Here is a 24928-nt window from a genome sequence, read left to right as displayed (position 1 = left end):
GAATGACCCGGGTTGCGCTCATCGACGACCATGAGTCCGTCAGACTCGGACTCGAGGCCGCGTGCGCACGCGTCGGCACGAAGGACGTCGTCTTCTCGGGCAGCACCGTCACCGATTACCTCAAGTGGCGCACCGCTTCGGCGGCCGCGCCGGCCGACGTCGTGGTCCTCGACCTCACGCTGGGCGACGGCACGACGGTGACAGAGAACGTGCGCCGCCTCGTGCTCGACGGGTCGAGCGTGATCATCCACAGCGTCGCCGATCGGCCCGCTGCCGTGCGCGAGGCGCTCGCCGCGGGTGCCGCCGGCGTGGTGAGCAAGTCATCGCGCATCGACGACGTGATCGCCGCGGTGACCACGGTCGCCAAGGGCGAGCCGCTCAACAACGTCGAATGGGCGAGCGCCGTCGAAGGCGACCGCGAGTTCGCCGACGCGCAGCTGTCGGCGCGCGAGCGCGAGGTGCTGCGCCTCTATGCGGCGGGCCTGCCTCTCAAGGTCGTCGCCGACCGGCTCGGCGTCGCCTACTCGACCGCGAAGGAGAACATCACGCGGGTGCGGGTCAAGTACGTCGAGGTCGGGCGCCCCGCGCCGACCAAGGTCGACCTGCTGCGGCGGGCGATGGAGGATGGGATCGTCGAACCCGCCGACCAGGAGGACATCGCGCGTGGCGTCTGACGCACCGGCGGTCCTCGACAGCGCCTGGGGGCACATTCCGCATTCCCGGGAGGCCACCGCGGGCATCGGGTCGTTCACGCGCACGCGCGTCGAGCGCATCATCTCCATCGTCGCCGGCTTCGGCTCGCTCGTGCTCGGGCTGCAGGCGTTCCTGAGCGCGATCGGACCGTCCGACGAGCAGCCGGGCTGGCACGAGCCGCTCGTGGTCGTCGTGTTCGCTCCGCTCGCCGTGATGATCATCGCGTGCTTCGTCGGCCGCGGCGTCCGCATCGCCGCGGGCGTCTTCGCGTTCGTCTACATGCTCGCGCTGATCGCGTGGCCGATCGCCACGGCCGGCAGCGACCCGCCTGCGACACCGCAACCGTGGATCTGGTACCTCGTCAACATCGCCACGCTCGCGGCGGTGCTCGCCTTCCCCTTCCCGCTGCAGATCGTCTGGACGATCCTCGCGCCGCTCCTGTTCGGCCTGGTGCGCCTCATCCAGGGCGGCTTCGCCACCGAGTTCTGGTTCGCGAACGGCCTCGACGTCTCGTTCGCGCTGATCCTCGGCGGCGTCATCCTCACGCTGGGCTGGGTGTTCCGGTCGGTCGCGGCGAACGTCGACGAGACCCGCGCCCGCGCGGTGTCGTCGTACGCGCAGGCGGCCGCGGCCGATGCTGCGGAGCAGGAGCGCATCGCGGTCGCAGCGCTCATGCATGACAGCGTGCTCGCAGCGCTCATCGCGGCCGAACGCGCCGACACTCCGCGCGCCCAGACGCTGGCCGTCGCGATGGCGCGCGAAGCCCTCACCCGCCTCGCGAACACCGAACAGGATGCGCACGAGGGGCCCGACGAACCGCGCGACGCCCATTCGATCGCCGACGACATCGATGCCGCATCGCGCGAGCTCGGGGCAGACCTGCTGGTCGATCGCGACATCGTGGCCGACGGCCCGCAGATCCCCGGCCGGGTCGCACGGGCGCTTGTGCTCGCGGCGACCCAGGCCATCGCGAACGCCCTGCAGCACGCGGGCGGCGCCGGCCTGAGAGTGTCGGTCGAGGCATCCGGAGACGTCGTCCACGTCGAGGTGCGCGACCTCGGAGAGGGATTCGACCTCGACGACGTGCCCGACGACCGCCTCGGCATCCGCGCCTCGATCTTCGCGCGGGTCGCCGCCGTCGGCGGATCCGCCGACATCGACACCGGCCGGCACGGCACCACCGTGCGCCTCGACTGGGAGGGGAAGCCGGAGTGATCAGCGTCAAGAACGTCCTGGTCGCGCTCGCCGTCGCCTTCACGGCCTACCTCGCAGCACGCGGCCTGTGGTGGACCGAAGCGGCCGTGCCCTACCCCCTCATCGTCGTCGCGACGCTCGGGATGTACCTCGCGACGACCTGGCTCTGCATCTTCTGGGACCCGGCGCCGTCGGCCGCGGCGCCGGAGGAGGAGCACATCGGCGATGTGCACCGTACGCGCGGCCGGCTCCCCGTGCCCGCGATGATCCTCGCGCTGGCCGCCGCGGTGGTCGTCCCGAGCGCCATCTCGTTCGCGGTGGGCCCGGGCTCGGTGACGTCCGGCTTCGCCACGTGGTACCTCGGCGGCATCGGGGCGCTCATGACGATCGTGATGGTGCGACGCCGGCCGTGGGCCGCGTGGGCGGGCATCGTGATCCTCGCCGTCGGCTCGATGGCGTGGATGGGCCCCGCCAACGCGCTCGCCCTCGGACTCGTCGGCTCGATCGTGTGGGTGACGTGTGCGCAGCTGCTGGTCGGATCCCTCGACCGCGCCGCGCGCGACACGTCGAGGCTGGCCCAGCTGCAGCGCGCTGCGTCGGCCTGGCAGGCCTCTCAGGTCGGCCGCCAGCGCGAGCGCCGCGTGCAGGTGCAGCAGGCGCTCGCCGTGGCCGGCCCGGTCCTCACGCGCACGGTCGCCACCGGCGGTCGCCTGACCGACGATGATCGGCTCGAGGCGCGGCTGGCCGAGGGCCGGCTGCGCGACGAGATGCGCGGACCGCGCCTGCTCGACGACGATGTGCGGGCCGAGCTCGAACGCGCTCGCCGCCGCGGTGCGAACGTGACGGTGCTCGACGAGGGCGGGCTCGAGGGAGTCGACGACGAGACGCTGTCCATCATCCGCGCACAGCTCGCCGAGGCGCTGCGCTCGGCCAGCTCCGATCGGCTCTACATCCGCACCTCGCCCGATGCGCGCGTGGCTGTCACCGTGGTCGGCCGGTCGCCTTCGGTCGGCGGCCCCTCCGAAGAGGACGGCGTGGACCTCTGGCGCGAGATCCCGCACCCCGGCGCGGCCGAGGTGCGCTGACTCGAATCGTCGTCGACGGCGAGGTCCCGGCGTGTGGGGCCGAGCGTGCGAGCGGCATGCGCGCTGGGGACGAGAATGCTCCCCGCCTCGATGGGGGAGGGGAACCGAGACGGGGAGCCGAATCTGAGGAGGCGAGGGGCGGCGAAGCCGCCCGCCCCTCGCCTGGCGGACTGTTACCCGAAAACAGTCCGCGTGGCCGAGCTCGGGTCTTCCGCAAAGAGCGGAGAGCGAGTCGGCCGAACGCAGAAGCGTTCCAGCGATACAAGTATCTCCGGGCCGCAAGCCCCCCGTCTGTAGGTATTTCGGGGGACACTCGGGGGCCTTGTCCGGTTGGAAGTGCAGCGTCGCGTGCGCCCCCCCGCGCAACATCGGGGATCGTGCGCGACATGCGGGAGACGAACGCCGCCATCCGGCGTGTCGCCGGAGATCTCCGCCGTTGCGGCACGGTGGGGGCGGGTGGCGCGGGGCGGGCGGCGCGAGGCGGGTGGCGCGAGGCGCGAGGCGGCATCAGCCGGTGCACGACGATTCGACACACCGCCCGCGGCGGCACACGACAACCGGATTCGCGGCTGAGCACGCTCAGCCCGTGAATCGACCCCAGCCGAGCTCGCGGCGCAGGGGCTCCCGCAGGTTGCGCTGGGTCAGCGACCACGCCGAGCGCGGCGCGTCATCGGGGGCGACGGCCTCGGCAGCCTCGCCCGTGTACGCCTCGGTGACGACGGCGATGAGCGCCGCGAGCTCCTCCTCGGAGGCCTGGCCCCGCAGGATGTCGATCGTGACGCCCGGGGCGCCCTCGTCCGCCAGGCTCACAGCGGGATGTTCCCGTGCTTCTTGGGCGGCAGGCTCGCACGCTTGCCCCGCAGCGCCCGCAGCGCCTTCGCGATCGAGACCCGCGTCTGCGCGGGCTCGATGATGCCGTCGAGCTCGCCGCGCTCGGCGGCGAGGAACGGCGAGGCGACGTTGTAGGTGTACTCGTTCGCGAGACGGGCGCGCACGGCCGCGACATCCTCACCCGCGGCCTCGGCTCGCTTGATCTCGCCGCGGTACAGGATGTTCACCGCGCCCTGACCGCCCATCACGGCGATCTCGGCCGTCGGCCACGCCAGGTTGATGTCGGCGCCGAGCTGCTTCGACCCCATCACGATGTACGCGCCGCCGTAGGCCTTGCGCAGGATGACGGTCACGAGGGGAACGGTCGCCTCGGCGTAGGCGTAGAGCAGCTTCGCGCCGCGGCGGATCACGCCCGTCCACTCCTGGTCGGTGCCGGGCAGGTAGCCGGGAACGTCGACGAGCGTGACGATAGGGATGGAGAAGGCGTCGCAGAACCGCACGAAGCGGCTGGCCTTCTCGCCGGCCTCGATGTTGAGCGTGCCGGCCATCTGCGAGGGCTGGTTGGCGATGATGCCGACCGAGCGGCCTTCGATGCGGCCGAAGCCGATGACGATGTTCGGGGCGAACAGCGGCTGCACCTCGAGGAAGTCCTCGGCGTCGACGATGCCGCGGATGACCTGGTGGATGTCGTACGGCTGATTCGGCGAGTCCGGGATGATCGCGTTCAGGGCGCGGTCGGCATCGGTCGTCTCGAACTCGAAGCCCGACTCGTAGACCGGCAGCTCCGCCATGTTGTTGTCGGGCAGGAAGCCGAGCATGGTGCGCACGTAGTCGATCGCGTCGTCCTCGTCTTCTGCGAGGTAGTGAGCGACGCCGGAGCGGGTGTTGTGCGTGTGCGCGCCGCCCAGCTCCTCCATGCCGACGTCCTCGCCGGTGACCGTCTTGATGACGTCGGGGCCGGTGACGAACATCTGGCTCGTCTTGTCGACCATCACGACGAAGTCGGTGAGGGCAGGGGAGTACACGGCGCCGCCGGCGGCCGGGCCCATGATGATCGAGATCTGCGGGATCACCCCGGAGGCGCGGGTGTTCAGGCGGAAGATCTCGCCGTACTTGCCGAGCGCGACGACGCCCTCCTGGATGCGGGCGCCGCCCGAGTCGAGGATCCCGACGATCGGGATGCCGGAGCGCAGCGCGAACTCCATGACCTTGATGATCTTCTCGCCGGCGACCTCGCCGAGCGAACCGCCGAAGGTCGAGAAGTCCTGCGAGTACACCGCGACCGTGCGGCCGTGGATCGTCCCGACGCCGGTGACGACCGAGTCGCCGTACGGCCGCGACCTGTCCATGCCGAACGCGGTGGTGCGGTGGCGCACGTACTCGTCGAGCTCGACGAAGCTGCCGGTGTCGAGCAGCTGGTCGATGCGCTCGCGCGCCGTGCCCTTGCCCTTCGCGTGCTGCTTCTCCTTGGCGACCTCCTCGGGATCGAGGACGGCTTCCTGGAAACGTGCGCGGAGGTCGGCGATCTTGCCGGCGGTCGTGAAGAGGTCGGGCTGATCGGTCACGGATTCCACCCTATCGGCGGCCCTCGTCGAGCGGTTGGAGGGTTTGCACAAGGGGTCACGATGATCACTGTCGGAAGAGGGGGTTCGGGATGCTGCACCCGGCAGCCGTCCGACGCGAATCTCATGTCGCTCTCATGCCCCCGAGTGATCTCGCAGGTAGGGTCGGGAGCACGGTGTCAGGTCGTTCACGGAATTTCAGGATGCGGTCGCTTCGAGCGGCCGCCGTCATCGTCGCGGCCGCTCTGATGGTTCCGCCCCTCGGCGAAGTCGCGGCGGGAGCCGCCTACGCGGACGTCCGAGACGACGCGCAGCAGCAGTCCGCCGTGGATCCTGCAGCGCCGACGCCCGACCCGACGCCGACCCCGACGCCGACGTCTTCTCCGGAGCCGGGTCCGACGGCGGCGCCGGACCCGGCGCCGACGGCGGAACCGACGCCGACGCCCGACCCGACGCCGACGCCTACGCCCGAACCGGCGCCCGATCCCACCCCGTCGCCGACGGAGCCCACCGACGAGGAGTCCGCGCCTGACCCGGCGCCCGACGCCGCGCTGCGGTCGCAGACTCTCGCCGCCGCGGAGGTTCCCGTGCCGGTGCCGTCCACGCGCAGGATCAACGCCGGAGCCGATGCGTACGCGGCCTCCGTGTCGGCGACGAAGGCGATGTTCCCCAACGGCGCGAGCACCGTGTACCTCGTTCCCGGCGCGTACCCGATCTTCGCCTCCGTCGCGGCTCCGCTGGCGGCAGAGCGCGGCGCCGCCGTCCTCTTCGTGCAGAAGACAGCCATCCCCGGTGCCGTGCTCACAGAGCTGCGCCGTCTGGCGCCGAGTTCCATCGTGATCGTCGGCGGCACGTCGTACGTGACGACGGCGGTCGGAACCGCAGCGCGCACCGTCACCCCCGACGTCACCCGACTCGGCGGCGCGAACCTCTACGAGACGTCGCGGCTCGTGTTCGGGCAGCAGGCGAGCGCCGCCGACACCGTCTACATCGCGGGTGGCCTGACCAACCACGATGCACCGCTGGCGGCCGTCATGGGCCGGGCGAAGAGCAAGAGGACCCTGGTCGTCAACGGCCATTCGGCCCCACTCGACAAGGCGACCATCGAGCTCCTGCGGGCGGCAGGCACGCGATCGATCGTCATCGTGCGCAGTGCAGCGGCGGCGATGGCACCCGCCTACGAGCCGGCGCTGCGCGCCGCAGGCTTCGCGGTGACGCGCCTCGCCCACATCGATGCGCCGACCCTCTCGATGCTGGTCGCCAACCAGTCCGGAGGACGGCGGGTGTCCATGCTTGTGAATCCCGCGCGGCCTGCGCACATCGGCATCGCCGGTGCGGCCGCCGCCGCGATGCACCAGCCGCTCTACTACCCGCGGGCGGAGTGCGTACCCGACGACATGGCCTCACGCCTGACTGCGGCGAACAAGCCGCTCTTCCTCGTGGGCGACACGAACGCGCTGAGCGCGAGAGTCGCGACGAACACCACGTGCTCCGCCGAGAAGACCCGCCTGCAGGGCGTGCTGACATCAGCGATCCGCTCGACGATGTCGAAGTACTCGGGCACGTTCAGCGTCACGGTCCGCGAGATCGGCGGTCTCGGGCAGATCTCGCAGGTGAGCGGCGGAACCCGGCGTGAGCCGGCGAGCATGCTCAAGATCTTCGCAGCGTGGGCGGCGTACAAGCGCATCGATCAGGGCCGGGCGACCCTGTCGACGCGCCTGCCCTCGGGCGTGCCTCTCGGCACCTGCATCCGGGTCATGCTCCACGTGTCCGACAACTACTGCCATACCGACATCGCGCACTGGATCGGCATCAGCAACCTGAACGCGATGATCCGCGGTGCGGGATTCACCAACACCACATACGGATCGGTGCCGCGCGGCACGAGCGTGCTCTACGCGGGCAACCGGTCCACGTCGAACGACCTCGCCCTGCTCGTGCAGAAGCTGTCGAGCGGGTCGATCCTCTCGAAGAAGAACTCCGACGCGCTCCTGTCGATCATGCGGACGCAGATCTGGCGATCCCGTATCGCATCGGGCATCCCTCCGGGGGTCGCACAGGCGAGCAAGCCGGGTGCGCTGTGGATCGCCTCCGGGCTCCTGCAGGGCGACACGGCGATCGTCTACGGCAAGCGGTCGACGTACGCGATCTCCATCATCGGTGACAACGGCCCTCCGCAGGCCGCCCTGCGGGCGATCTCGCGCACGGTGTACGAGCACTTCCACGGCACGTTCGGAACGGCCGCGAGCTATCCCGTCAAGCAGATGGCGACCACCAAGCCCGTGGGGCTGCGCAGTTCCCCCGCGGGCAAGGTCGTCGTGACCGTGCCCGGCGGAACGGCTGTGCAGGTGCTGGATGCGCAGCGGGAGTGGTATCAGCTCCAGTACGGCTCACGGAAGCTCTGGGTGTACTACACCGGACTGCGCAACCGGTGATCGCGCCGGTACCGTGAGACCCATGCCGATCGCATCCGAGGGCTATCCCCTCGCCGCCGCCGTCTCCCCGCGCGTCCAGGTCGTCGACACCACCGACTCCACGAACGCCGACGTGATCCGCCACGTCACGGAGGCGCCCGAGGAGTGGCCGCACCTGTCATTGCTGCTCACGACCGACCAGCGCGCGGGCCGGGGCAGGCTCGACCGCTCCTGGACGACGCCGCCGGGGACCGCGCTGGCACTCTCGGTGGTGGTGCGCGTCGGTGCGATCCCACCCGCCGCGCGCGGCTGGATTCCGCTCGTCGCCGGGGCCGCCATGACCCGCGCGGTCGCCACGCAGCTGCGCGGGACGGGTCACACGGCGCGGCTCAAGTGGCCGAACGACGTCCTGCTCGATGGGTACAAGGTGTGCGGCATCCTCGCGGAGGTCGTGCCGGGGCATCCCGACACGGTCGTCATCGGCTCGGGAGTCAACACGCGCATGCCGAAGACGGACCTGCCCGTCGAGACCGCGACGTCCTTCGAGGCGCTCGGCGTCCAGGCCGATGACGACGCACTCGTCGCGGACTACCTCACGGCACTCGAGGAGCACCTCGACGCGCTGATCGCGGCGCGGGGCAACGCGGCCGCCTCGGGCGTCCTCGCCGAAGTGGAGGCCCTCTGCTCGACGCTGGGCAGCGATGTGGCGGTGTCGCTCCCCGACGGGGATGTGCTGCGCGGACGTGCGCAGCGGATCGACGATGACGGACGGCTCGTCGTGCTGCACGACTCGGAGTTCGAGAGCGCGGTGTCGGCGGGCGATGTCGTCCACGTGCGCTGACATGCCCGCATGACGCGTAACGGCGGTGCGCGAGCGCGGTGTCGTCCGTGACGCGCACAATGGGAGCATGACGCAGCCGATCAGCTACGGCGGCCGGCCGCTGACGCCGGCACCGGGCGCACCGACCCCCGAGCTGCGGGTGGCGCGCTTCCGCGGGCATGCACGCCAGCTCTCGTGGTCGGCGATCGTGCTCATCGGCGTCGCCGCGGCCACCGGGTTCTTCTACGGCAACCTGCCGGCGCCGCTGGAGAACTGGATGCTGCTGTCCGCCGCCGGTGTGGTCGTGCTGCTGCTCGTGCTCCTGCCGTTCCTGAGGTGGTGGAGCCACGTCTACACCATCACCACGCGCCGCGTGCTCGAGCGGAACGGTGTGCTCAACGTGCGCCACCGCGAACTCGATCACGTGCGCGGCTACACGATCCAGGTTCGACGCGGTCTGCTGCAGCGCATGTGGGGCGCCGGCACCCTGACCCTGTCGAACGGTGTCGACCCCGCACTCCGTCTCGTGAACATCCCGAGCGTCGACCTGGTCCATGAAGCCCTCGTCGACCAGGTCGAGGTCAACCAGATCCTCGCTCACCGCGACGCTCTGCCGCCGTTGCCGCCGCAGCCGCCGTTGCCGGCCGCTCGCTGACCGCTCCGCAGTCCCGCAGTGGTGCGGGATGATGGAGGTCGCATGAGAGAGGTGGGCGGCATGGCATTGCGAGTCGGAGTCGTGGGAGGCGGGCAGCTCGCCCGGATGATGATCGCGCCCGCGGTGGAGCTCGGGGTCGAGTTGCGCGTGCTCGCCGAGGAGCCCGGTATGTCGGCATTCCTCGCCGCCACCGCCGTCGGCGACTACCGCGACACCGGCACGGTCCTCGCCTTCGCGCGCGATGTCGACGTGCTCACGTTCGACCACGAGCATGTTCCGCAGGACGTCCTCGCCGCGCTGGTCGAGGCAGGTGTCGCGGTGCACCCCGGCCCCTGCGCCCTCGCCGTGGCGCAGGACAAGCTCGTCATGCGGACGCGGATGGCGGAGCTCGGGATGCCGCAGCCGGACTGGGCGGCGGTGACCGACGCGGAAGGGCTGCAGGCCTTCCTGGACGAACACGGCGGCCGGGCGGTCGTGAAGACTCCTCGAGGCGGCTACGACGGCAAGGGTGTGCGGGTCGTCGGCGCCGCTACGGAGGCCGACGACTGGTTCGCAACGCTCGCCGAGGATGCCCGGGGCGGGGCGCTCCTCGTGGAGGAGCTCGTCGGCTTCTCGCGTGAGCTCGCACAGCAGGTGGCCCGGCGGCCCTCCGGCGAGGTTGCGGTGTACCCCGTCGTCGAGACCGTGCAGCGCGACGGCGTCTGCGCCGAGGTGCTCGCGCCGGCGCCCCACGGCAGCGAGAGGCTGCGCGCCGTCGCCGCAGACATCGGCATCGCGATCGCCGAGGGCCTCGGTGTGACCGGGATGCTGGCGGTCGAGCTCTTCGAGACGACCGACGAGCGGCTGCTCGTCAACGAACTGGCGATGCGCCCCCACAACAGCGGCCACTGGACGCAGGACGGCGCGGTGACCAGCCAGTTCGAGCAGCACCTGCGCGCGGTGCTCGACCTTCCCCTCGGCCGGACCGAGCCGACGGCGGCCTGGTCGGTGATGGTCAACGTGCTGGGCGGTCCGGCCGAGCAGCCCCTCGACGCGCGATTCGCGGCCGCGATGGCCGATCAGCCCGACGCCAAGGTGCACACATACGGCAAGGCGCCCCGGCCGGGGCGCAAGGTCGGTCACATCACCGTGAGCGGTGACGACCTCGACGACGTCGCCTACCGGGCACGGGCCGCGGCATCCTTCTTCCAGGACTGACCGCGATCGCACGGCGGACCGCGCCGTTGCGGGGTTCTTCCAGGCACGACCCCTAGCCTTGACGGGTGACTCGCCCGCTGCACTCTTCCGACGCGCCCCTGGTCGGCGTCGTCATGGGATCCGACTCCGACTGGCGGGTGATGAGCGACGCCTCGCAGCTGCTCACCGACTTCGGTGTCCCGCACGAGGTCGAGGTCGTCTCCGCGCACCGTACGCCCGACAAACTCATGCGGTACGGACGCGAGGCGCGCGGTCGCGGACTGAAGGCGATCATCGCCGGCGCCGGCGGCGCGGCGCACCTGCCCGGCATGCTCGCGTCCGTGACGGCCGTCCCGGTGATCGGCGTCCCCGTGCAGCTCGCGACCCTCGACGGGCTCGACTCGCTGCTGAGCATCGTGCAGATGCCCGCGGGTATTCCCGTGGCCACCGTGTCGATCAACGGCGCCAAGAACGCGGGTCTTCTGGCGGTGCGCGTCCTGGCGACCTCTGACGCTGCGCTCGCCGAGAGCGTCGAGGCATACGCCCGCACGCTCGAGAGCCAGGTCGAGGAGAAGAACCGGCGGCTCAAGGAGTCCCTGTGACCGTTGCCAGCCCGCCGCGGATCCATTCCGGGTACCGCGCGCCGCAGGTCGTCGAGGAGAGGCCCCTGCGCTATCCCGACGCGTCGTCCCGCGCCATGATGACGCGGCGCGGGTGGTGGCTCGTCCTGCTGAACTTCCTCCTTCCGGGCTCGGCGCAGGCGCTGGCCGGCAATCGGCGGCTCGGCCGGATCGGCCTCGGGGCGACGCTCGCGATGTGGCTGATCGCCGTGCTCTCCGTGCTGTGCGCGCTCCTCTGGCAGTCCGTCTTCCTCACGATCGCGACGAACTGGGTCGTGCTCGTCGCGGCGCAGGTGCTGCTCGTCGCTTACGCAGTGCTGTGGATCGTGCTCACCGTCGACACGCTGCGGCTGGTCCGGCTGGTCCGGACCGGTCGCGTCGCGCGCTTCGGCATCGCCGCGCTGGCGATCGCGCTGCTCGTCGCTGCGAGCGGCACGGCCGCGTACGCGGCGAACGTCGTCGGCAGCGCGCGTGACACGCTGGGCGAGATCTTCGGCGAGAGCGGCCCCGCCGTCGCGCCTTCCGACGGCTACTACAACATCCTGCTGCTCGGCGCCGACAGCGGCGCGGGCCGTGACTCGATGCGGTTCGACAGCATCTCGGTCGTGTCGGTGAACGCCGAGACCGGTGCGACGACGATCACCGGCATCCCGCGCGACATGCCGCACTTCCCCTTCGCGGAGGGGCCGATGCAGGACCGCTACCCGGACGGTCATCAGGGCTTCTCCGACCCGACGTGCGGGTGGGGAAGCGGCATCAATCAGCTGCGCACCGAGGTCGAGGTCTGCCAGGACGGGAACGCGCTCTACCCCGACGCGGTCGGCAATGGGTCGGCGCCCGCCATCGAGGCGACGAAGGACGCGGCGGAGGGCATCCTCGGCGTCGAGATCCCGTACTACGTGTTCATCGACATGCACGGGTTCGCGGCCCTGATCGATGCGCTCGGGGGCGTGGACATCGACGTGGCCGAGCGGCTGCCCGAGGGGGGTGGCCCGTCCTACACCGGTCAGCCGGTTGACGAGTGGGCTACGGGATGGATCGAGGCCGGACCGCAGCACATGGACGGCGACACCGCGCAGTGGTACGCCCGGTCGCGCTACACGACCGACGACTTCGACCGGATGGAGCGTCAGCGCATCCTGCAGCAGGCGATCCTCGCGCAGTTCACCCCGCAGACGGTGCTGACCCGCTTCCAGGACGTCGCATCCGCCGGTGCCGACGTGGTGCAGACCGATCTGCCGCAATCGCTGCTGCCGTTCCTGGTGGACCTCGCTCTCAAGGCCAAGGAGCTTCCGGTGCAGACGATCGAGCTCACGCCCGCAGGCGGGATCGATGAGCACGATCCCGACTACGCGTACATCGAGGAACTCGTGCGCACCGCGCTCCACCCGCCGACCCCGACCGCGACTCCGGAGAGCTGACGTGGTCGCCACGCTGCGCGTCATGCTGGACCAGCTCGTGGTTCCTACCGAACCAGCGCTGGCCGAGGCATCCCGTGATCTCACCCGCGCCCTCATCGCCGGTGCGCCGCCCGGGTGCGAGGTCGAGGGGATCGCGCCCGCGGGCGGCGGCACCGCCGACGTGCCGGGTCTGGCCGGTCTGCGCAGGACCGCGCTCCCGCGCCGCGAACTCGCCGCTGCGCTCCAGATGGGCGCCGGGACCGGCATCGGCAGAGGGATGATCCACTCGCCCACGCTCCTGGCGCCGCTCGTGAAGCACGACCGCGTGCACGACCACGACCAGACCGTGGTCACCATCTGGGATCTGCGGCCGTGGGAGTCGCCCGGCGACCTGCCGCGCACTGCGGTGTCCTGGAACAGGGCCATGCTGAAGCGTGCGGTCAAGCACGCCGACGCGGTGGTCGTGCCCACGCACTCGATGGCCGAGCGCCTGTCGGGGATCGCCCGGGTCGGCGACCGGGTGCGCGTGATCGCGGGCGCCGCGCCCCTCGGCTTCGCCGTTCCCACCGATGATGTCGGTCGTCGCCGCGCGCTGAACCTTCCCGAGGGCTTCCTGATGCTCGCGGGCGGACCTGCGGCATCGGACGGGCTCGAGGTGGGCTTCCACTCCATCGCCGGATCGGGGCTCGATCTGCCCATCGTGGTGATCGACGTGGCGGAGGGCGGCGAGCCGGCGGTCGCGGACCTCGCCGCGGCAGCAGGCATCCCGGAGCGGAGGCTGCATGTGCGCGGCGCGTTGGACGCGGCCGACCGCGCAGCGGTGTTCGGGTCTGCGCTGGCGTTCCTCGCTCCGAGCCGGCGCAACGCCTTCCCGTGGCGTGTCGTCGACGCGCTCACGCTCGGTGTCCCCGTCATCGCCGCGGCATCCGAGGTGCACGACGAGGTGATCGTCGACGGCGGTGGTCGGGTGGACGGAGCGGATGCCTCGTCTCTCGCCGACGGGCTGGCGCAGGCGCTGGCCGAGGCGCTGGCCAGCACCTCGGCAGCGGACCGGCTCGCCGTGCGGGCCGGCGATCGAGGTCGCGCATTCTCGTGGCGGGAGGCCGCCGACAAGGTCTGGCACCTGCACGCCGAGCTCTGACTGTACGCGGACCGCGAGATCTCCGAGAACGGCGTGTTGCTCCTCCGATTCCGGCCCGCGTGTTGTCAACATTCGGCACTTCCGTCACACTGGTCACATGGCGGGGGCTAAAAACGGTGGCGCGCGTGCGTCCATGAACAGGATCAGCGCGGCAGCGATCGCGGTCGTGGCACTCATCGCGGGGGTGCTGACCGCACCGCTCGCGGCGGCAGCGGCGCCGACGACGGGGTCGAGCGTATCGACGGGAATCGTGAAGACCGCCGACCTGAGCAAGTTCCAGGCCGGCAACATCATCAGCGATGCGGTCTTCTTCAACCGCTCCACGATGACCGAGGCTCAGATCCAGACCTTCCTGCAGTCGAAGGTGAAGAGCTGCCGGTCGGGGTACACCTGCCTCAAGGACTATTACGACACTTCCCGCACCGTCACGGCCGACGCGATGTGCGGCAAGTACTCGGGCGGCACGCGCGAGCGCGCATCCCGCATCATCTACAAGGTCGCCCAGGCGTGCGGCATCAACCCGCAGGTGCTGCTGGTGATGCTGCAGAAGGAGCAGGGGCTGATCCTCTCCAACGCCCCCTCGGCGTACAACTACCGTGCGGCGATGGGACAGGGCTGCCCCGACACCGCGGCGTGCGACACCCGCTACTACGGCTTCTTCAACCAGGTCTACGGCGGCGCCTGGCAGATGAAGCGGTACGCGAACCCTGCGGGAACCTCGAAGTTCTTCACCTGGTACGCGCCCGGCAAGACGTGGAACATCCTGTACCACCCGAAGTCCTCGTGCGGGAAGTCGGCGGTGTACATCCAGAACCAGGCCACGGCGAACCTCTACTACTACACGCCGTACCGCCCCAACGCCGCCGCCATCCGCGCGGGCTACGGCACCGGTGACGCGTGCTCCTCCTACGGCAACCGCAACTTCTACCAGTTCTTCACCGACTGGTTCGGCTCGACCCATGCGGTCGTCGCCGCGCCCGCAGCGTTCCCCGTGACCGGCGCGATCGCCACCGAGTGGAAGCGAAGGGGAGGTGCCACGGGCGCGCTGGGCAACCCGCTCGCCGCGGTGCAGACCGTCACCGATCCCAACGGCAACGGTCTCGCGCAGAAGTTCACGGGCGGCTGGATCCATTCGTCGGACGCCGGCACGTTCTCGTCGCTCACGCCGATCATGGTGGCCTACAGCGCCGCCGGTTGGCTGCGCGGCGATCTCGGCTGGCCGGTCGCCCAGGCGACCTGCACCAGCGGTACCTGCACCCAGCCGTTCGCAGGCGGCATCATCTCCTATACGGGCAGTGGCGCGGCGACCTCGACGATGAACGTCTCTGCGGCCGCGATCTCCGCGGAGTACGCGGCTCAGGGCGGGGCCAAGGGACCGCTGGGCGAACCGACATCGAGCGTGCAGGTCGTCTCGCACTCGAAGGGCAGCGGGCTGGCGCGCAAGTACGACGGCGGCTGGATCCACTCATCGAAGGCGGGCACCTTCGCGACGTTGGCCGACGCGATGACGGTCTACAGTGCGGCTGGATGGGTTCGCGGCGCCTTCGGCTGGCCGACGAGCGACGACAAGGCAGTGTCGGGGACCGGCGGAAAGGGTCGCAGCCAGACCTTCCAGGGGGGCGCGATCCACTCGTCCACGCGCGGCATCTTCGCCTCCCCGGCACGGATCGCCACCGCGCACACCGCGGCCGGCGGCGTCGGCGGCGCCTTGGGCTGGCCGACCGACGCCCTGCTCTGCACGGGCACGGCGTGCGTACAGCGGTTCGTCGGCGGCATCGTCAGCTATGTGGGCAGCGACGCCGCGACCGCCTCCGTCGGGGTGGACGCCGCGGCCATCAACAAGGCGGCGGCGCAGCAGATCAGCATCACCGGCGCTCTCGGCAGCTCCCAGCTCGCACAGCTCGTCGCCGATCCGAACGGCTCGGGCCTGGCCAAGAAGTACGCCAGGGGCTGGATCCACTCGTCGGGGTTCGGGACGTTCGTCTCGTCGAACACGGTGATGGCCGCGTACAGCGCGACAGGGTGGCTGCGCGGGGGCCTGGGGTGGCCGACCGGCGCCGAGACCTGCTCGGCCACGCTGTGCTCGCAGTCCTTCGACGGCGGAGTGATCGTCTACTCCAGCGGCAAGCCCGCGGTGGCGATCCTCGACGCCGGACCGGACGAGCTGGCGGCGGTGCGCGCCGGAAGCACGACCGGCCTCGGAAAGGCCGCGGCCGCCGTGCAGACGGTGGCAGACCCCAACGGGAACGGACTCGCGCGCAAGTACGCCCAGGGGTGGGTCCACGCCTCGGCGCGCGGCGCCTTCGCCTCGTCCGCCAAGATCATGACCGCATACAGCGCCGCCGGCTGGCTGCGCGGCTTCCTCGGCTGGCCGCGCGCCGCGGAGCAGACCGTGACAGACCCCAACGGCAACGGCACGGCGCAGGCGTTCGACGGCGGGTGGATCCATTCGTCCGCCGCGGGCAGCTTCGCGTCCTCGACGACGGTCATGACCGCCTACAGCGCGGCGGGCTGGCTGCGCGGCGCACTGGGCTGGCCGATCGGTCCCGAGACGTGCACGGGCAAGGCGTGCGTGCAGCCGTTCGACGGCGGCGTCATCGAGTACATCAAGGGCAAGGCGGCCACGGCGCGCGTCGGAGTGACCGCCGAGGCCATCGCGACCGCCGCGGCCGAGCAGACCGCGGTGACGACGTCGCTCGGGAAGCCGCAGGTCGCCGTCCAGGTGGTCGCCGACCTGAACGGGAGCGGTCTCGCCCAGCGGTTCGCCGACGGCTGGGTGCACTCCTCCGACCGCGGGACCTTCGTGTCGTCCATGACCGTCATGACGGCGTACAGCAAGGCGGGCTGGCTGCGCGGCAAGCTCGGCTGGCCGGCCGGTGTGGAGAAGTGCTCGGGCAGCACCTGCTCGCAGACCTTCGAAGGCGGCACGGTGAGCTACGCGAAGGGCAAGCCTGCAACGGTGAAGCTCAAATGAGCCGTCATGCCGGCCGGGTAAACTGGCCGGCATGAAGGTACTGCTCACCGGAGCTGACGGATTCATCGGCTCGCACTTGGCTGAGCAGCTCGTTCGGGACGGGCACGACGTGCGCGCGCTCGTGCTGTACAACTCGTTCGACTCGCGGGGCTGGCTCGACGGGCTGGCGCCCGAGGTCGCCGCCGAGATCGAGTTCCTCCCCGGCGACGTGCGCGATCCTGCGCTGATGATGTCGGCGGTGCGCGGCCGCGAGGCGGTGCTGCATCTAGCGGCCCTCATCGCGATCCCTTACTCCTACGCCGCGCCCGACCTCTACGTCCAGACCAACATCCAGGGCACGGTGAACCTGCTCAACGCCGCGCGCGCCGCAGAGGTCGGCCGCTTCATCCACACCTCGACGAGCGAGGTCTACGGCACCGCGCGATACGTGCCGATGGACGAGGCCCACCCGCTCCAGGGGCAATCGCCCTACTCCGCGTCGAAGATCGCCGCCGACCAGATGGTCAACGCCTACTACACCTCCTTCGAGCTCCCGGCCCTGACCATCCGTCCGTTCAACACGTTCGGCCCGCGGCAGTCCGCGCGGGCGGTGATCCCGACGATCATCAGCCAGCTCGCCGCGGGGAAGCGCGAGGTGCAGCTGGGCGCCCTCACCCCGACGCGCGACTTCACCTATGTGCCCGACACCGTGGCGGGCTTCACCGCGGCGCTGACCAGCACGGCAGGTGTCGGCGAGGTCGTGAACCTCGGCGTGGGGTTCGAGGTGTCGATCGGCGAGACCTTCGACCTGATCGCGGAGGCGATGGGCGTCGATGCCACCGCGACGGAAGACCCGCAGCGCCTGCGGCCTGCGAACTCGGAGGTAGAGCGGCTGTTCTCCGACAACTCCCGCGCGAAGGAGCTGTTCGGCTGGCAGCCGCGGTTCGACGGCGTGGACGGCTTCCGGGACGGTCTGCGAGCAACGGCGGAGTGGTTCACAGACCCGGCCAACCTTGCTCGCTACCGGACCGACGCCTACATCGTATGAACGCTCCCGGAGAGGTCGTCGCCGCGCTGCGCGACATCGTCGGCGATGCGCCGTTCGTGGGACTGCACGTGCCCGACATCTCGCCGCTCGAGAAGGAGCGCGTGATGGAGTGCCTCGACTCGACGTTCGTGTCCAGCGTGGGCGCCTTCGTCTCGCAGTTCGAGGAAGGGATCGCCGCATTCACCGGCGCAGGCCACGGGGTCGCCGTGTCGAACGGGACCTCGGCCCTCCAGGTCGCACTGCAGCTCGCCGGCGTGCGCCCCGGCGACGACGTGATCGTGCCCACGCTGTCGTTCGTCGCCACGGCCAACGCGGTCGCGCACGTCGGAGCGAGGCCCTTCTTCGTCGACAGCGACCCCGAGACGCTCGGAATGTCGGTGGAGGCGGTCGCGCAGGTGCTGCGCGCGGCCTCCTCGTCGCCGGACGGCCCGGTCAACGCCGTCAGCGGCAGGCGGATCGGTGCCATCGTGCCGATGCACACGCTCGGTCACCCGATGCGCATCGACGAGCTCGTCGCGCTGGCCGCGGACTACGACGTCCCGGTCGTCGAGGACGCTGCCGAGTCGCTCGGCAGCCGCGCGGGCGGTGTGCACACGGGGACTTTCGGCCGGCTCGGGATCATCAGCTTCAACGGCAACAAGATCATCACGACCGGCGGTGGTGGCATGATCCTCACCGACGACGCCGAGCTGGCTCGTCACGCGCGGCACCTCACGACGACGGCCAAGGTGCCGCACCGCTGGGAGTTCGACCACGACGAGGTCGCCTACAACTACCGGATGCCCAATCTCAACGCCGCCCTGGGGGTCGCGCAGCTCGAGCGGCTGCCCGCGCTCCTCGCCGCCAAGCGGCGTCTCGCCGAACGGTACCGGGAGCGGTTCGCCGGCATGCCGGGAGCGACGTTCGTGGGTGAGCCGGCGGGCACCGAGAGCAACTACTGGCTGTGCGCCGTGCGGTTCGACGCCGGGCGCACCGTCCGCGACGACGTGCTGACGGCGACCAACGACGCCGGACTCCAGTGCCGCCCGATGTGGAATCTGCTCCACACCCAGGCGCCCTACCGCCACCTGCCGCACGCCGCGGTCCCCGCGGCGGAGGCCATCCATGCCGGGGTCGTGTGCATCCCCAGCTCGCCGGCGCTGGCGGCGGCATGAGGACGATCGCCGTGCTCACGGGCACGCGCGCGGACTACGGTCTGCTGCGCGGGCTGCTGCGGGAGATCGAGGCGCACGCCGAGCTGGAGCTTCAGCTGATCGTGACGGGCACGCACCTCAGCGAGGCGTTCGGACGGACGGCGTCGGAGATCGAGCGCGACGGCCTCGCGGTGGCGGCGTCGGTGCCGATCTGGTCGGGGTCCGATGACGCGCTGGGTGCCGCGGCCGATGTCGGCGCGGCGATCCCGCGCTACGCCCAGGTGCTCGCCCGGCTCGCCCCCGATGTGCTCGTCGTGCTCGGCGACCGACTCGAGGCGTACGCGGCGGCGACGGCGGCGACGATCCTGTCGGTCCCCGTCGCGCACATCCACGGCGGCGAGCTCACCGAGGGCGCAATGGACGACGCCCTGCGCCATGCGATCACCAAGATGTCGTATCTGCACTTCACGTCGACGGCCGATCACCGTCGACGCGTGATCCAGCTGGGCGAGGCGCCCGAGCGCGTCTACTTCCACGGCGCTCCGATCGTGGACGCCCTCGCGGCGCTCGACCTGCTGCCGCGCGAGGAGGTCGTTCGGAGGTTCGGCGTACGGCTGCCGGCCCGCACCGCGCTGGTCACCTTCCACCCTGCCGCGATGGATGTCGCGCCGCCCGAGCAGCTCGTCGGGGAGATGCTCGCCGCGCTGCGTGCCGTGGACGACCTTCACATCATCATCACCGGATCGAACTCCGACATCGGCACCGCAGATGTGCGCGCGCGAATCGCCGACTTCGTCGCCGAGAACCCGACGCGCGTGGACTACGTGGAGTCTTTCGGTCAACTCGGGTACCTGAGCGCGATGCACGCGGCATCCGTCGTCGTCGGCAACTCCTCCAGCACCGTGCTGGAAGCCCCCGTGCTGGGTGTGCCGTCGGTTCTCATCGGTGACCGTCAGCGGGGCCGACCGCTCGCCGAGAGCGTCGCGACGCCGCGATCGACCCGCGCGGCGATCGAGGGAGCGGTGCGCGCCGCGCTCGACCGCACGGGGACCGCCGGAGGAACGGACGTCTTCGGGTCGCCCGGCTTCGCCGCGCGCGTCGCACGGACGCTCGCCGACCACGAGATCCCTCGACCGCCGCGCAAGACGTTCCACGACCTCGAAAGGAACGTGAGTCCATGACCGAACCTGTATTCGTCATCGCCGAGGCGGGGGTGAACCACAACGGCTCGCTCGACACCGCGAAGGAGCTCGTCGACCTCGCCGCCTCCGCGGGAGCCGACGCGGTGAAGTTCCAGACCTTCTCGGCCGACAACCTCGCGCTCGAGAGCGCCGCGATGGCCGACTACCAGCGGCGGTCGGATGATGACGTGCGGTCGCAGCACGACCTGCTGCGCCAGCTCGAGCTGAGTCACGACGAGTTCCGCGCCCTGCGCGATCACTGCGACATGCGCGGCATCCGGTTCCTCTCGACGGCCTTCGATCTCGATGGCCTCGACTTCCTCGTGGACGATCTCGGGATCCCCCTGGTGAAGATCGCGTCGGGAGACCTCACCTTCGCCCCGCTGCTGGTCGCCGCCGGTCGCACCGGCCTGCCGGTGATCCTCTCGACGGGCATGGCGGACCTCGGCGAGATCGCCCGGGCCTTGCGGTTCCTCGCCGCCGGGCTCGCGCAGGCCCACGGAATCCTCGAACGCACGGTGCGCCTCACCCCCGAGGTGCTCGAGCTGGCGTGGGCGAGGCGCGAGGAGTTCGTCGCGTTCGCCGAACACGTCACGATCTTCCACTGCACCACGCAGTACCCCGCGGCCGACGAGAATCTCGACCTGCGCGCCCTGCAGACCATCGGCGCGACCTTCGGGCATCGTGTCGGGTACTCGGACCACTCGCTCGGCTCGCTCGCGTCCGTGCTGGCCGTCGGCCTGGGCGCCGTCGCGGTCGAGAAGCACTTCACTCTCGACACCTCCGCCGAGGGGCCCGATCACGCGGCGTCGCTCGATCCTGACGCGCTGCGAGCCTATGTCGCTGATCTGCGACGGGTGCCGACGATGCTGGGTTCCACCGAGAAGCGCCCGCACCCCGTGGAGGAGGGCAATCGCGCGGTCGTCCGGCGCAGCCTCGTCGCCGCCCGCGACATCGACGCCGGCGCGACGATCGGCGAGGACGACCTCGTCTGCTTCCGCCCGGCCTCGGGGCGCAGCGCCTTCGACTTCTGGGAGGTCGTGGGCACCCCGGCCGGTCGCTCCTACACGCGCGGCGAGCTGATCGATGAGTGACCACATCCTGCTCGGCGCCGGCGGTCATGCGCGCTCTGTGCGAGCCGCCCTGGAGGCGCGGGGCATCACCCTCGCCGGCTACCTCGCCCCCGCACCGTCGACGGCGCTGCCCGGCCTGCCGCATCTGGGGACCGACGAGCGGCTGGCCGAGCTCGACGCGGCCGTCGTGCTGCTCGTGAACGGCGTCGGCACGACGAACTCCGTCGACGCCCGCCGCGCGCTGCACGAGGCCGTCGTCCGGCGCGGGTTCGCCGTGGCGCAGGTCGTGCATCCGCAGGCGCTCGTCGATCCGGGCGCCCGGATCGCCGAGGGCGTCCAGGTCCTCGCGGGCGCGATCGTCAACGTGGGGGCGGATCTCGGCGAAGGGGCGCTCGTCAATTCGGGGGCGATCGTGGAGCACGACGCCCGGGTCGGCGCGCACGCGCACATCGCCCCGGGTGCCGTGCTGGCGGGCGGCGTGCGCATCGGGGAGTCGGCGCTGATCGGGCTCGGTGCGCGCATCATCCAGGGCGTGACCGTCGGGCCGGACGCCGTGGTCGGCGCCGGCGCCGTCGTCGTGCGGGACATCCCGGCAGGGGCTACCGTGGTCGGCGTTCCCGCACGCGTCCGAGGTGAAGGGCCGACACAGTGATCGACATCGCACAGCTCACGGTCCGGCCGGATGTCAGCATCCGAGACGCCCTGGTGCGCCTGGACCGCAGTCGCCTGCAGGTCGTGTTCGTCGAGGATGCCGACGGCCGGCTGGTCGGAGCGGTGAGCGACGGCGACGTGCGACGAGGGCTGCTCGCCGGCGCGGGACTCGACGACCGCGTGGGCGCCGTCATGAACTCCTCGCCCGCGACCGTCGGCCCGACCGCCACGCAGGATGACGTCGACGCGCTCAAGTCGGCTCGGGGCATCCGCATCGTCGCGGTCGTCGACGGCGACGGTCGCATGATCGATGTCGTGGGGGAGGGGGAGCGCATCGCGACGCCTCTGGAGACGCCCGTCGTGCTGATGGCCGGCGGCCGAGGGCAGCGTCTGTACCCCCTCACGAAGGACATCCCCAAGCCGCTCGTGCCCGTCGGCGACGCGCCGATGATCGACATCATCGTCGGACGCCTGCAGGCTCAGGGCTTCCGGCGGGTGCACATCTCGGTGAACCACCTGGGCCACCTCATCGAGGAGCACCTCGGCGACGGCGCGCGGTTCGGCCTCGAGGTCTCGTATCTGCACGAGACCGCTCCGCTGGGCACTGCCGGCGCTCTCGCCCAGCTGAAGGACGCGGTGCAGTCCGAGTTCGTGGTCATGAACTCCGACCTGCTCACCGAGGTCGACCTGCGGCGCATGCTCGACTTCCACCGCAGGACGAACGGGACCGCCACGATCGGCGTACGCGAGTACGGCTTCGAGATACCGTTCGGCGTGGTGCGACGCGACGGCGACCGCGTCACGGCGCTCGCCGAGAAGCCTCTTCACACCGAGCTCGTCAGCGCGGGAATCTACGTGCTCGAGCCCCCCGCGCTCGCCTCGCTCGAGGTGGACGAGTACTGCGATATGCCGACGCTGCTCTCGCGGCTGATCGCCGAGCGACGCCGCGTCGGCGCCTTCGAGATCCACGAGGAGTGGATCGACGTCGGGCGTCCGGAAGACCTCGAGCGCGCCCGGCGGGCGCGGGAGCGGAGCGGGCGATGAGGATCTGCACCATCACCGTCCGTGCGGGGTCCAAAGGGGTGCCGGGCAAGAACCTCCGCATCGTCGCCGGTCGACCTCTGTTCGCGCACTCCGTCGTGCAGGCGGTGCGATCCGGACTGTTCGACGACGTCGTCGTCTCGAGCGACTCCGATGAGATCCTCTCGCTCGCACCTCGATTCGGGGCGACCGGCGTGGTGGTGCGGCCTGCCGAGATGGCCACCGACACGGCGGGCAAGGTTCCGGCCATCGCGCACGCCGTGCGCACCACCGAGGAGGCGACGGGCCGCACGTACGACGTCTGCGTGGACCTCGACGCGACCAGTCCCCTTCGGACGGTGGAAGACATCCGCGGCGCGGTGGCGATGTTCGAGGCGACGGACGTCGATTCGCTCATCACCGGCACGGAGGCGCGGCGCAACCCGTACTTCAACCTCGTCGAGGAGCAGCCCGACGGCACCGTGGCGGTCAGCAAGACCCCCGGCGATGCGGTCCTCCGGCGCCAGGACGCACCGCGCTGCTTCGACATGAACGGGTCGATCTACGTGTGGAAGCGCAGGGCGCTCCTCGAGGACCAGGTGGTGTTCTTCCCGTCGACCATCCTGTTCGAGATGCCGGCGGAACGGTCGACCGACGTCGACAGCGAGTTCGACTTCGCGGTGGTCGAGTGGCTCATGGCGCAGCGGAGCGATCTGTGACGCAGCCGGCCGACCACCTCCAGGCGCGGACCTCGAGCACGATGCGCCGGTTTCTCGAACTCGAGGATTCCGCGCCCGACGACCTCCTCGAGGTGCTTCCCGGCGCGACGGTGCCGTTCTGGGCACTGGTGCGGATGCAGATCTTCTGGATGCTGTCGGCCCAGCAGACGGGGAGCGTCGAGGTCGCCCGGACGAGCGAGTGGACGCGGGCGAAGGAGCTCCGGCGGATCGTGCGAGGCTTCCTCCCCGACCGATGGGATGCCGTACGGCGGGCACACCGGCACGACGTCGCCTTCTACGTCTCGGGCAGCACACTGTCGCAGGAGGGGACGAGGGCACGGAACTGGCTCGTCGACGACTTCGCCGATGCCGCCGAGGACGCGCTCGTCGTCCAGGTTCGCCCGCTGCCGGCATCGATCGGCGCACCGGCATTCCGTCCGACGCTGAGCATGGAATCGGCGATCGCCCGGTCACGCTGGCGGGCACGCGGGACGTCGCTCGCCCCCGCGACGATCCGGTCGATGGACCGGCTGCTGGATGCCTTCGCGCGGCACCTCGATCAGCCGGCCGGTGCTTTCGCGGCCGTCGGGCTGCGCGTCCGGGTCACCGAGCTGCAGCGCCCTCACCAGCTCGGCGAGCTCTCGCGGCTGCTCGAGCGCGTGAAGCCGAAGGTGGTGCTGTTCGACAACGGCTCCTACAGCTACCAGGGCGAGTGGGTGGGGCTGATGAAGGATGCCGGAGCCTGGGTGGCCGAGCCGCAGCACGGATGGATCGGTCCGTCGCACGCCGCGTACAACTACGGTGCGGTCTTCCGCGAGGCGCCGCTCCAGCGCGCGCTGCCCGACGAGGTGCTCACGTTCGGGACCTACTGGTCGGAGTCGATCCGTCACCCGGGCGTCGTCACCGCGATCGGCAAGCCGCACCTCGAGCGAGAGGCGGCCGCCGCCGAAGCGACCCGTCCCCGCAGCGTCCTCGTGGTCTCGTCCCGTACGGATCCCGACGCGACCGATGCCTTCGTCATGGAGCTGCGGGCTGCGCTCGGCTCGACGTGGTCCCTCGTCTTCCGCCCGCACCCGGGCGAGTTCGCCGAGGCGTTGGAGCGCTACCCGCGGCTGTCGGCCGACCCCGGCATCGCGGTCGATCTCTCGCCCGACGTGTACGAGTCGCTGAAGCGGTCGGCCGTGGTGATCGGCGAGGCCAGTACGGTGCTGTACGAGGCGCGCGCGTTCGGGTGCCATGTCATCGCCCGCGACAGCCCGTTCGGAGGCGATGTCGTCGGCGAGGCGTTCGGCCGGCGGGTGACCGATGTCGCCGACGCCGTTCGGCGGATCGAAGCGCTCGGGCATGGCCCGACAGTCGACGTCGCGACGGACGCGGCCATCTGGGCGCCCGACTCCGTCGGCGCCTTCCGGACCTGGCTCGACACCCGCCGGGCGGGGCGAGGTGCTGCCTGAGCGGCCGTCGGGGTGCGGCATCCGTCCCGACCGCTCAGGTTCGCTGTCCTAGAATGTGCTGGTCCCCGCGGCGTCCCCCTCGCTGCGTGCCGAATGAGTGAGGCC

21 protein-coding genes are annotated in these 24928 nt (G+C 70.9%); 19 read left to right on the top strand and 2 right to left on the bottom strand.

Features of this window, described 5'->3' with window-relative positions; genetic code table 11:
• The first annotated feature begins 2 nt into the window (after nucleotides 1-2).
• Genes MK786_RS11585 through MK786_RS11575 form a run of 3 tightly spaced genes read left to right on the top strand, consistent with a single transcriptional unit; the run spans nucleotide 3 to nucleotide 2972 of the window.
• A complete protein-coding gene (locus MK786_RS11585; protein WP_241112391.1) occupies nucleotides 3-674 on the top strand; it encodes a response regulator in 672 nt (223 codons plus the stop codon).
• A complete protein-coding gene (locus MK786_RS11580; RefSeq protein WP_241112390.1) occupies nucleotides 664-1908 on the top strand; it encodes a sensor histidine kinase in 1245 nt (414 codons plus the stop codon). The genes MK786_RS11585 and MK786_RS11580 overlap by 11 nt, the downstream gene beginning before the upstream one ends.
• Nucleotides 1905-2972: a hypothetical protein gene (locus MK786_RS11575; protein WP_241112389.1), complete on the top strand. Its 1068-nt coding sequence runs from the start codon at nucleotides 1905-1907 to the stop codon at nucleotides 2970-2972. Before MK786_RS11580 ends, MK786_RS11575 begins: the two co-directional genes overlap by 4 nt.
• A gap of 579 nt (nucleotides 2973-3551) precedes the next feature.
• On the opposite strand, the gene MK786_RS11570 is transcribed toward MK786_RS11575, so the two are convergent.
• Both MK786_RS11570 and MK786_RS11565 read right to left on the bottom strand, forming a co-directional pair.
• Nucleotides 3552-3782 carry an acyl-CoA carboxylase subunit epsilon gene (locus tag MK786_RS11570; protein WP_241112388.1) on the bottom strand — a complete coding sequence of 77 codons (231 nt, stop codon included), beginning with the start codon at nucleotides 3780-3782 and terminating at the stop codon, nucleotides 3552-3554.
• Nucleotides 3779-5368, bottom strand: coding sequence for an acyl-CoA carboxylase subunit beta (locus MK786_RS11565; protein ID WP_374200468.1), 1590 nt, complete (start codon nucleotides 5366-5368; stop codon nucleotides 3779-3781). Before MK786_RS11565 ends, MK786_RS11570 begins: the two co-directional genes overlap by 4 nt.
• A 200-nt stretch (nucleotides 5369-5568) precedes the next feature.
• On the opposite strand from MK786_RS11565, the gene MK786_RS11560 reads away from it, so the two are divergent.
• The 16 genes from MK786_RS11560 to MK786_RS11485 all read left to right on the top strand — a co-directional run bounded on the left by MK786_RS11560 (nucleotide 5569) and on the right by MK786_RS11485 (nucleotide 24823).
• Nucleotides 5569-7800, top strand: coding sequence for a serine hydrolase (locus MK786_RS11560; RefSeq protein WP_241112386.1), 2232 nt, complete (start codon nucleotides 5569-5571; stop codon nucleotides 7798-7800).
• A 22-nt stretch (nucleotides 7801-7822) separates the two neighbouring features.
• On the top strand, nucleotides 7823-8620 hold the full coding sequence (locus MK786_RS11555) for a biotin--[acetyl-CoA-carboxylase] ligase (protein ID WP_241112385.1): 798 nt from the start codon (nucleotides 7823-7825) through the stop codon (nucleotides 8618-8620).
• Between the two features lie 67 nt (nucleotides 8621-8687).
• Nucleotides 8688-9254, top strand: a complete 567-nt coding sequence (locus MK786_RS11550; protein ID WP_241112384.1) for a PH domain-containing protein — start codon at nucleotides 8688-8690, stop codon at nucleotides 9252-9254.
• A 60-nt stretch (nucleotides 9255-9314) separates the two neighbouring features.
• Complete coding sequence (locus MK786_RS11545) at nucleotides 9315-10451, top strand: 5-(carboxyamino)imidazole ribonucleotide synthase (RefSeq protein ID WP_241112383.1); 1137 nt, start codon at nucleotides 9315-9317, stop codon at nucleotides 10449-10451.
• 113 nt (nucleotides 10452-10564) lie between these two features.
• Nucleotides 10565-11032 carry a 5-(carboxyamino)imidazole ribonucleotide mutase gene (gene purE, locus MK786_RS11540; RefSeq protein ID WP_241112474.1) on the top strand — a complete coding sequence of 156 codons (468 nt, stop codon included), beginning with the start codon at nucleotides 10565-10567 and terminating at the stop codon, nucleotides 11030-11032.
• On the top strand, nucleotides 11029-12471 hold the full coding sequence (locus MK786_RS11535) for an LCP family protein (protein WP_241112382.1): 1443 nt from the start codon (nucleotides 11029-11031) through the stop codon (nucleotides 12469-12471). The genes purE and MK786_RS11535 overlap by 4 nt, the downstream gene beginning before the upstream one ends.
• A gap of 1 nt (nucleotide 12472) precedes the next feature.
• Nucleotides 12473-13591: a glycosyltransferase gene (locus MK786_RS11530; protein ID WP_241112381.1), complete on the top strand. Its 1119-nt coding sequence runs from the start codon at nucleotides 12473-12475 to the stop codon at nucleotides 13589-13591.
• Nucleotides 13592-13724: 133 nt separating this feature from the next.
• Nucleotides 13725-16565, top strand: a complete 2841-nt coding sequence (locus MK786_RS11525) for a hypothetical protein (RefSeq protein ID WP_241112380.1) — start codon at nucleotides 13725-13727, stop codon at nucleotides 16563-16565.
• A 31-nt stretch (nucleotides 16566-16596) separates the two neighbouring features.
• Nucleotides 16597-17592, top strand: a complete 996-nt coding sequence (locus tag MK786_RS11520; protein ID WP_241112379.1) for a GDP-mannose 4,6-dehydratase — start codon at nucleotides 16597-16599, stop codon at nucleotides 17590-17592.
• Nucleotides 17589-18746: a LegC family aminotransferase gene (locus MK786_RS11515; RefSeq protein ID WP_241112378.1), complete on the top strand. Its 1158-nt coding sequence runs from the start codon at nucleotides 17589-17591 to the stop codon at nucleotides 18744-18746. The genes MK786_RS11520 and MK786_RS11515 overlap by 4 nt, the downstream gene beginning before the upstream one ends.
• Nucleotides 18743-19906: a UDP-N-acetylglucosamine 2-epimerase gene (neuC, locus tag MK786_RS11510; protein ID WP_241112377.1), complete on the top strand. Its 1164-nt coding sequence runs from the start codon at nucleotides 18743-18745 to the stop codon at nucleotides 19904-19906. Before MK786_RS11515 ends, neuC begins: the two co-directional genes overlap by 4 nt.
• The gene (locus tag MK786_RS11505; protein ID WP_241112376.1) at nucleotides 19903-21000 is read left to right on the top strand and encodes an N-acetylneuraminate synthase family protein; all 1098 of its coding nucleotides are present in this window, start codon (nucleotides 19903-19905) and stop codon (nucleotides 20998-21000) included. The genes neuC and MK786_RS11505 overlap by 4 nt, the downstream gene beginning before the upstream one ends.
• Complete coding sequence (locus tag MK786_RS11500; protein WP_241112375.1) at nucleotides 20993-21631, top strand: NeuD/PglB/VioB family sugar acetyltransferase; 639 nt, start codon at nucleotides 20993-20995, stop codon at nucleotides 21629-21631. Before MK786_RS11505 ends, MK786_RS11500 begins: the two co-directional genes overlap by 8 nt.
• Nucleotides 21628-22674, top strand: a complete 1047-nt coding sequence (locus MK786_RS16475) for a nucleotidyltransferase family protein (protein WP_241112374.1) — start codon at nucleotides 21628-21630, stop codon at nucleotides 22672-22674. Before MK786_RS11500 ends, MK786_RS16475 begins: the two co-directional genes overlap by 4 nt.
• Nucleotides 22671-23369, top strand: a complete 699-nt coding sequence (locus tag MK786_RS11490; RefSeq protein ID WP_241112373.1) for an acylneuraminate cytidylyltransferase family protein — start codon at nucleotides 22671-22673, stop codon at nucleotides 23367-23369. The genes MK786_RS16475 and MK786_RS11490 overlap by 4 nt, the downstream gene beginning before the upstream one ends.
• Nucleotides 23366-24823 (top strand): hypothetical protein, encoded by a 1458-nt coding sequence (locus tag MK786_RS11485; RefSeq protein ID WP_241112372.1) that lies wholly within the window; start codon nucleotides 23366-23368, stop codon nucleotides 24821-24823. The genes MK786_RS11490 and MK786_RS11485 overlap by 4 nt, the downstream gene beginning before the upstream one ends.
• Nucleotides 24824-24928: the final 105 nt, after the last annotated feature.

The organism is Microbacterium sp. CFH 31415, assembly GCF_022538185.1.
Classification (GTDB): domain Bacteria; phylum Actinomycetota; class Actinomycetes; order Actinomycetales; family Microbacteriaceae; genus Microbacterium.
The sequence above is the reverse complement of the archived record's forward strand: the minus strand, read 5'-3'. Positions and strand labels throughout refer to the sequence as shown.

Coding starts and splice junctions, on each gene's coding strand:
- MK786_RS11585 (WP_241112391.1), top strand. CDS start 3: ATGACCCGGGTTGCGCTCATCGACGACCATGAGTCCGTCAGACTCGGA.
- MK786_RS11560 (WP_241112386.1), top strand. CDS start 5,569: ATGCGGTCGCTTCGAGCGGCCGCCGTCATCGTCGCGGCCGCTCTGATG.
- MK786_RS11555 (WP_241112385.1), top strand. CDS start 7,823: ATGCCGATCGCATCCGAGGGCTATCCCCTCGCCGCCGCCGTCTCCCCG.
- MK786_RS11550 (WP_241112384.1), top strand. CDS start 8,688: ATGACGCAGCCGATCAGCTACGGCGGCCGGCCGCTGACGCCGGCACCG.
- MK786_RS11545 (WP_241112383.1), top strand. CDS start 9,315: ATGGCATTGCGAGTCGGAGTCGTGGGAGGCGGGCAGCTCGCCCGGATG.
- purE (WP_241112474.1), top strand. CDS start 10,565: ATGGGATCCGACTCCGACTGGCGGGTGATGAGCGACGCCTCGCAGCTG.
- MK786_RS11525 (WP_241112380.1), top strand. CDS start 13,725: ATGAACAGGATCAGCGCGGCAGCGATCGCGGTCGTGGCACTCATCGCG.
- MK786_RS11520 (WP_241112379.1), top strand. CDS start 16,597: ATGAAGGTACTGCTCACCGGAGCTGACGGATTCATCGGCTCGCACTTG.
- MK786_RS11515 (WP_241112378.1), top strand. CDS start 17,589: ATGAACGCTCCCGGAGAGGTCGTCGCCGCGCTGCGCGACATCGTCGGC.
- neuC (WP_241112377.1), top strand. CDS start 18,743: ATGAGGACGATCGCCGTGCTCACGGGCACGCGCGCGGACTACGGTCTG.
- MK786_RS11505 (WP_241112376.1), top strand. CDS start 19,903: ATGACCGAACCTGTATTCGTCATCGCCGAGGCGGGGGTGAACCACAAC.
- MK786_RS11500 (WP_241112375.1), top strand. CDS start 20,993: ATGAGTGACCACATCCTGCTCGGCGCCGGCGGTCATGCGCGCTCTGTG.
- MK786_RS11490 (WP_241112373.1), top strand. CDS start 22,671: ATGAGGATCTGCACCATCACCGTCCGTGCGGGGTCCAAAGGGGTGCCG.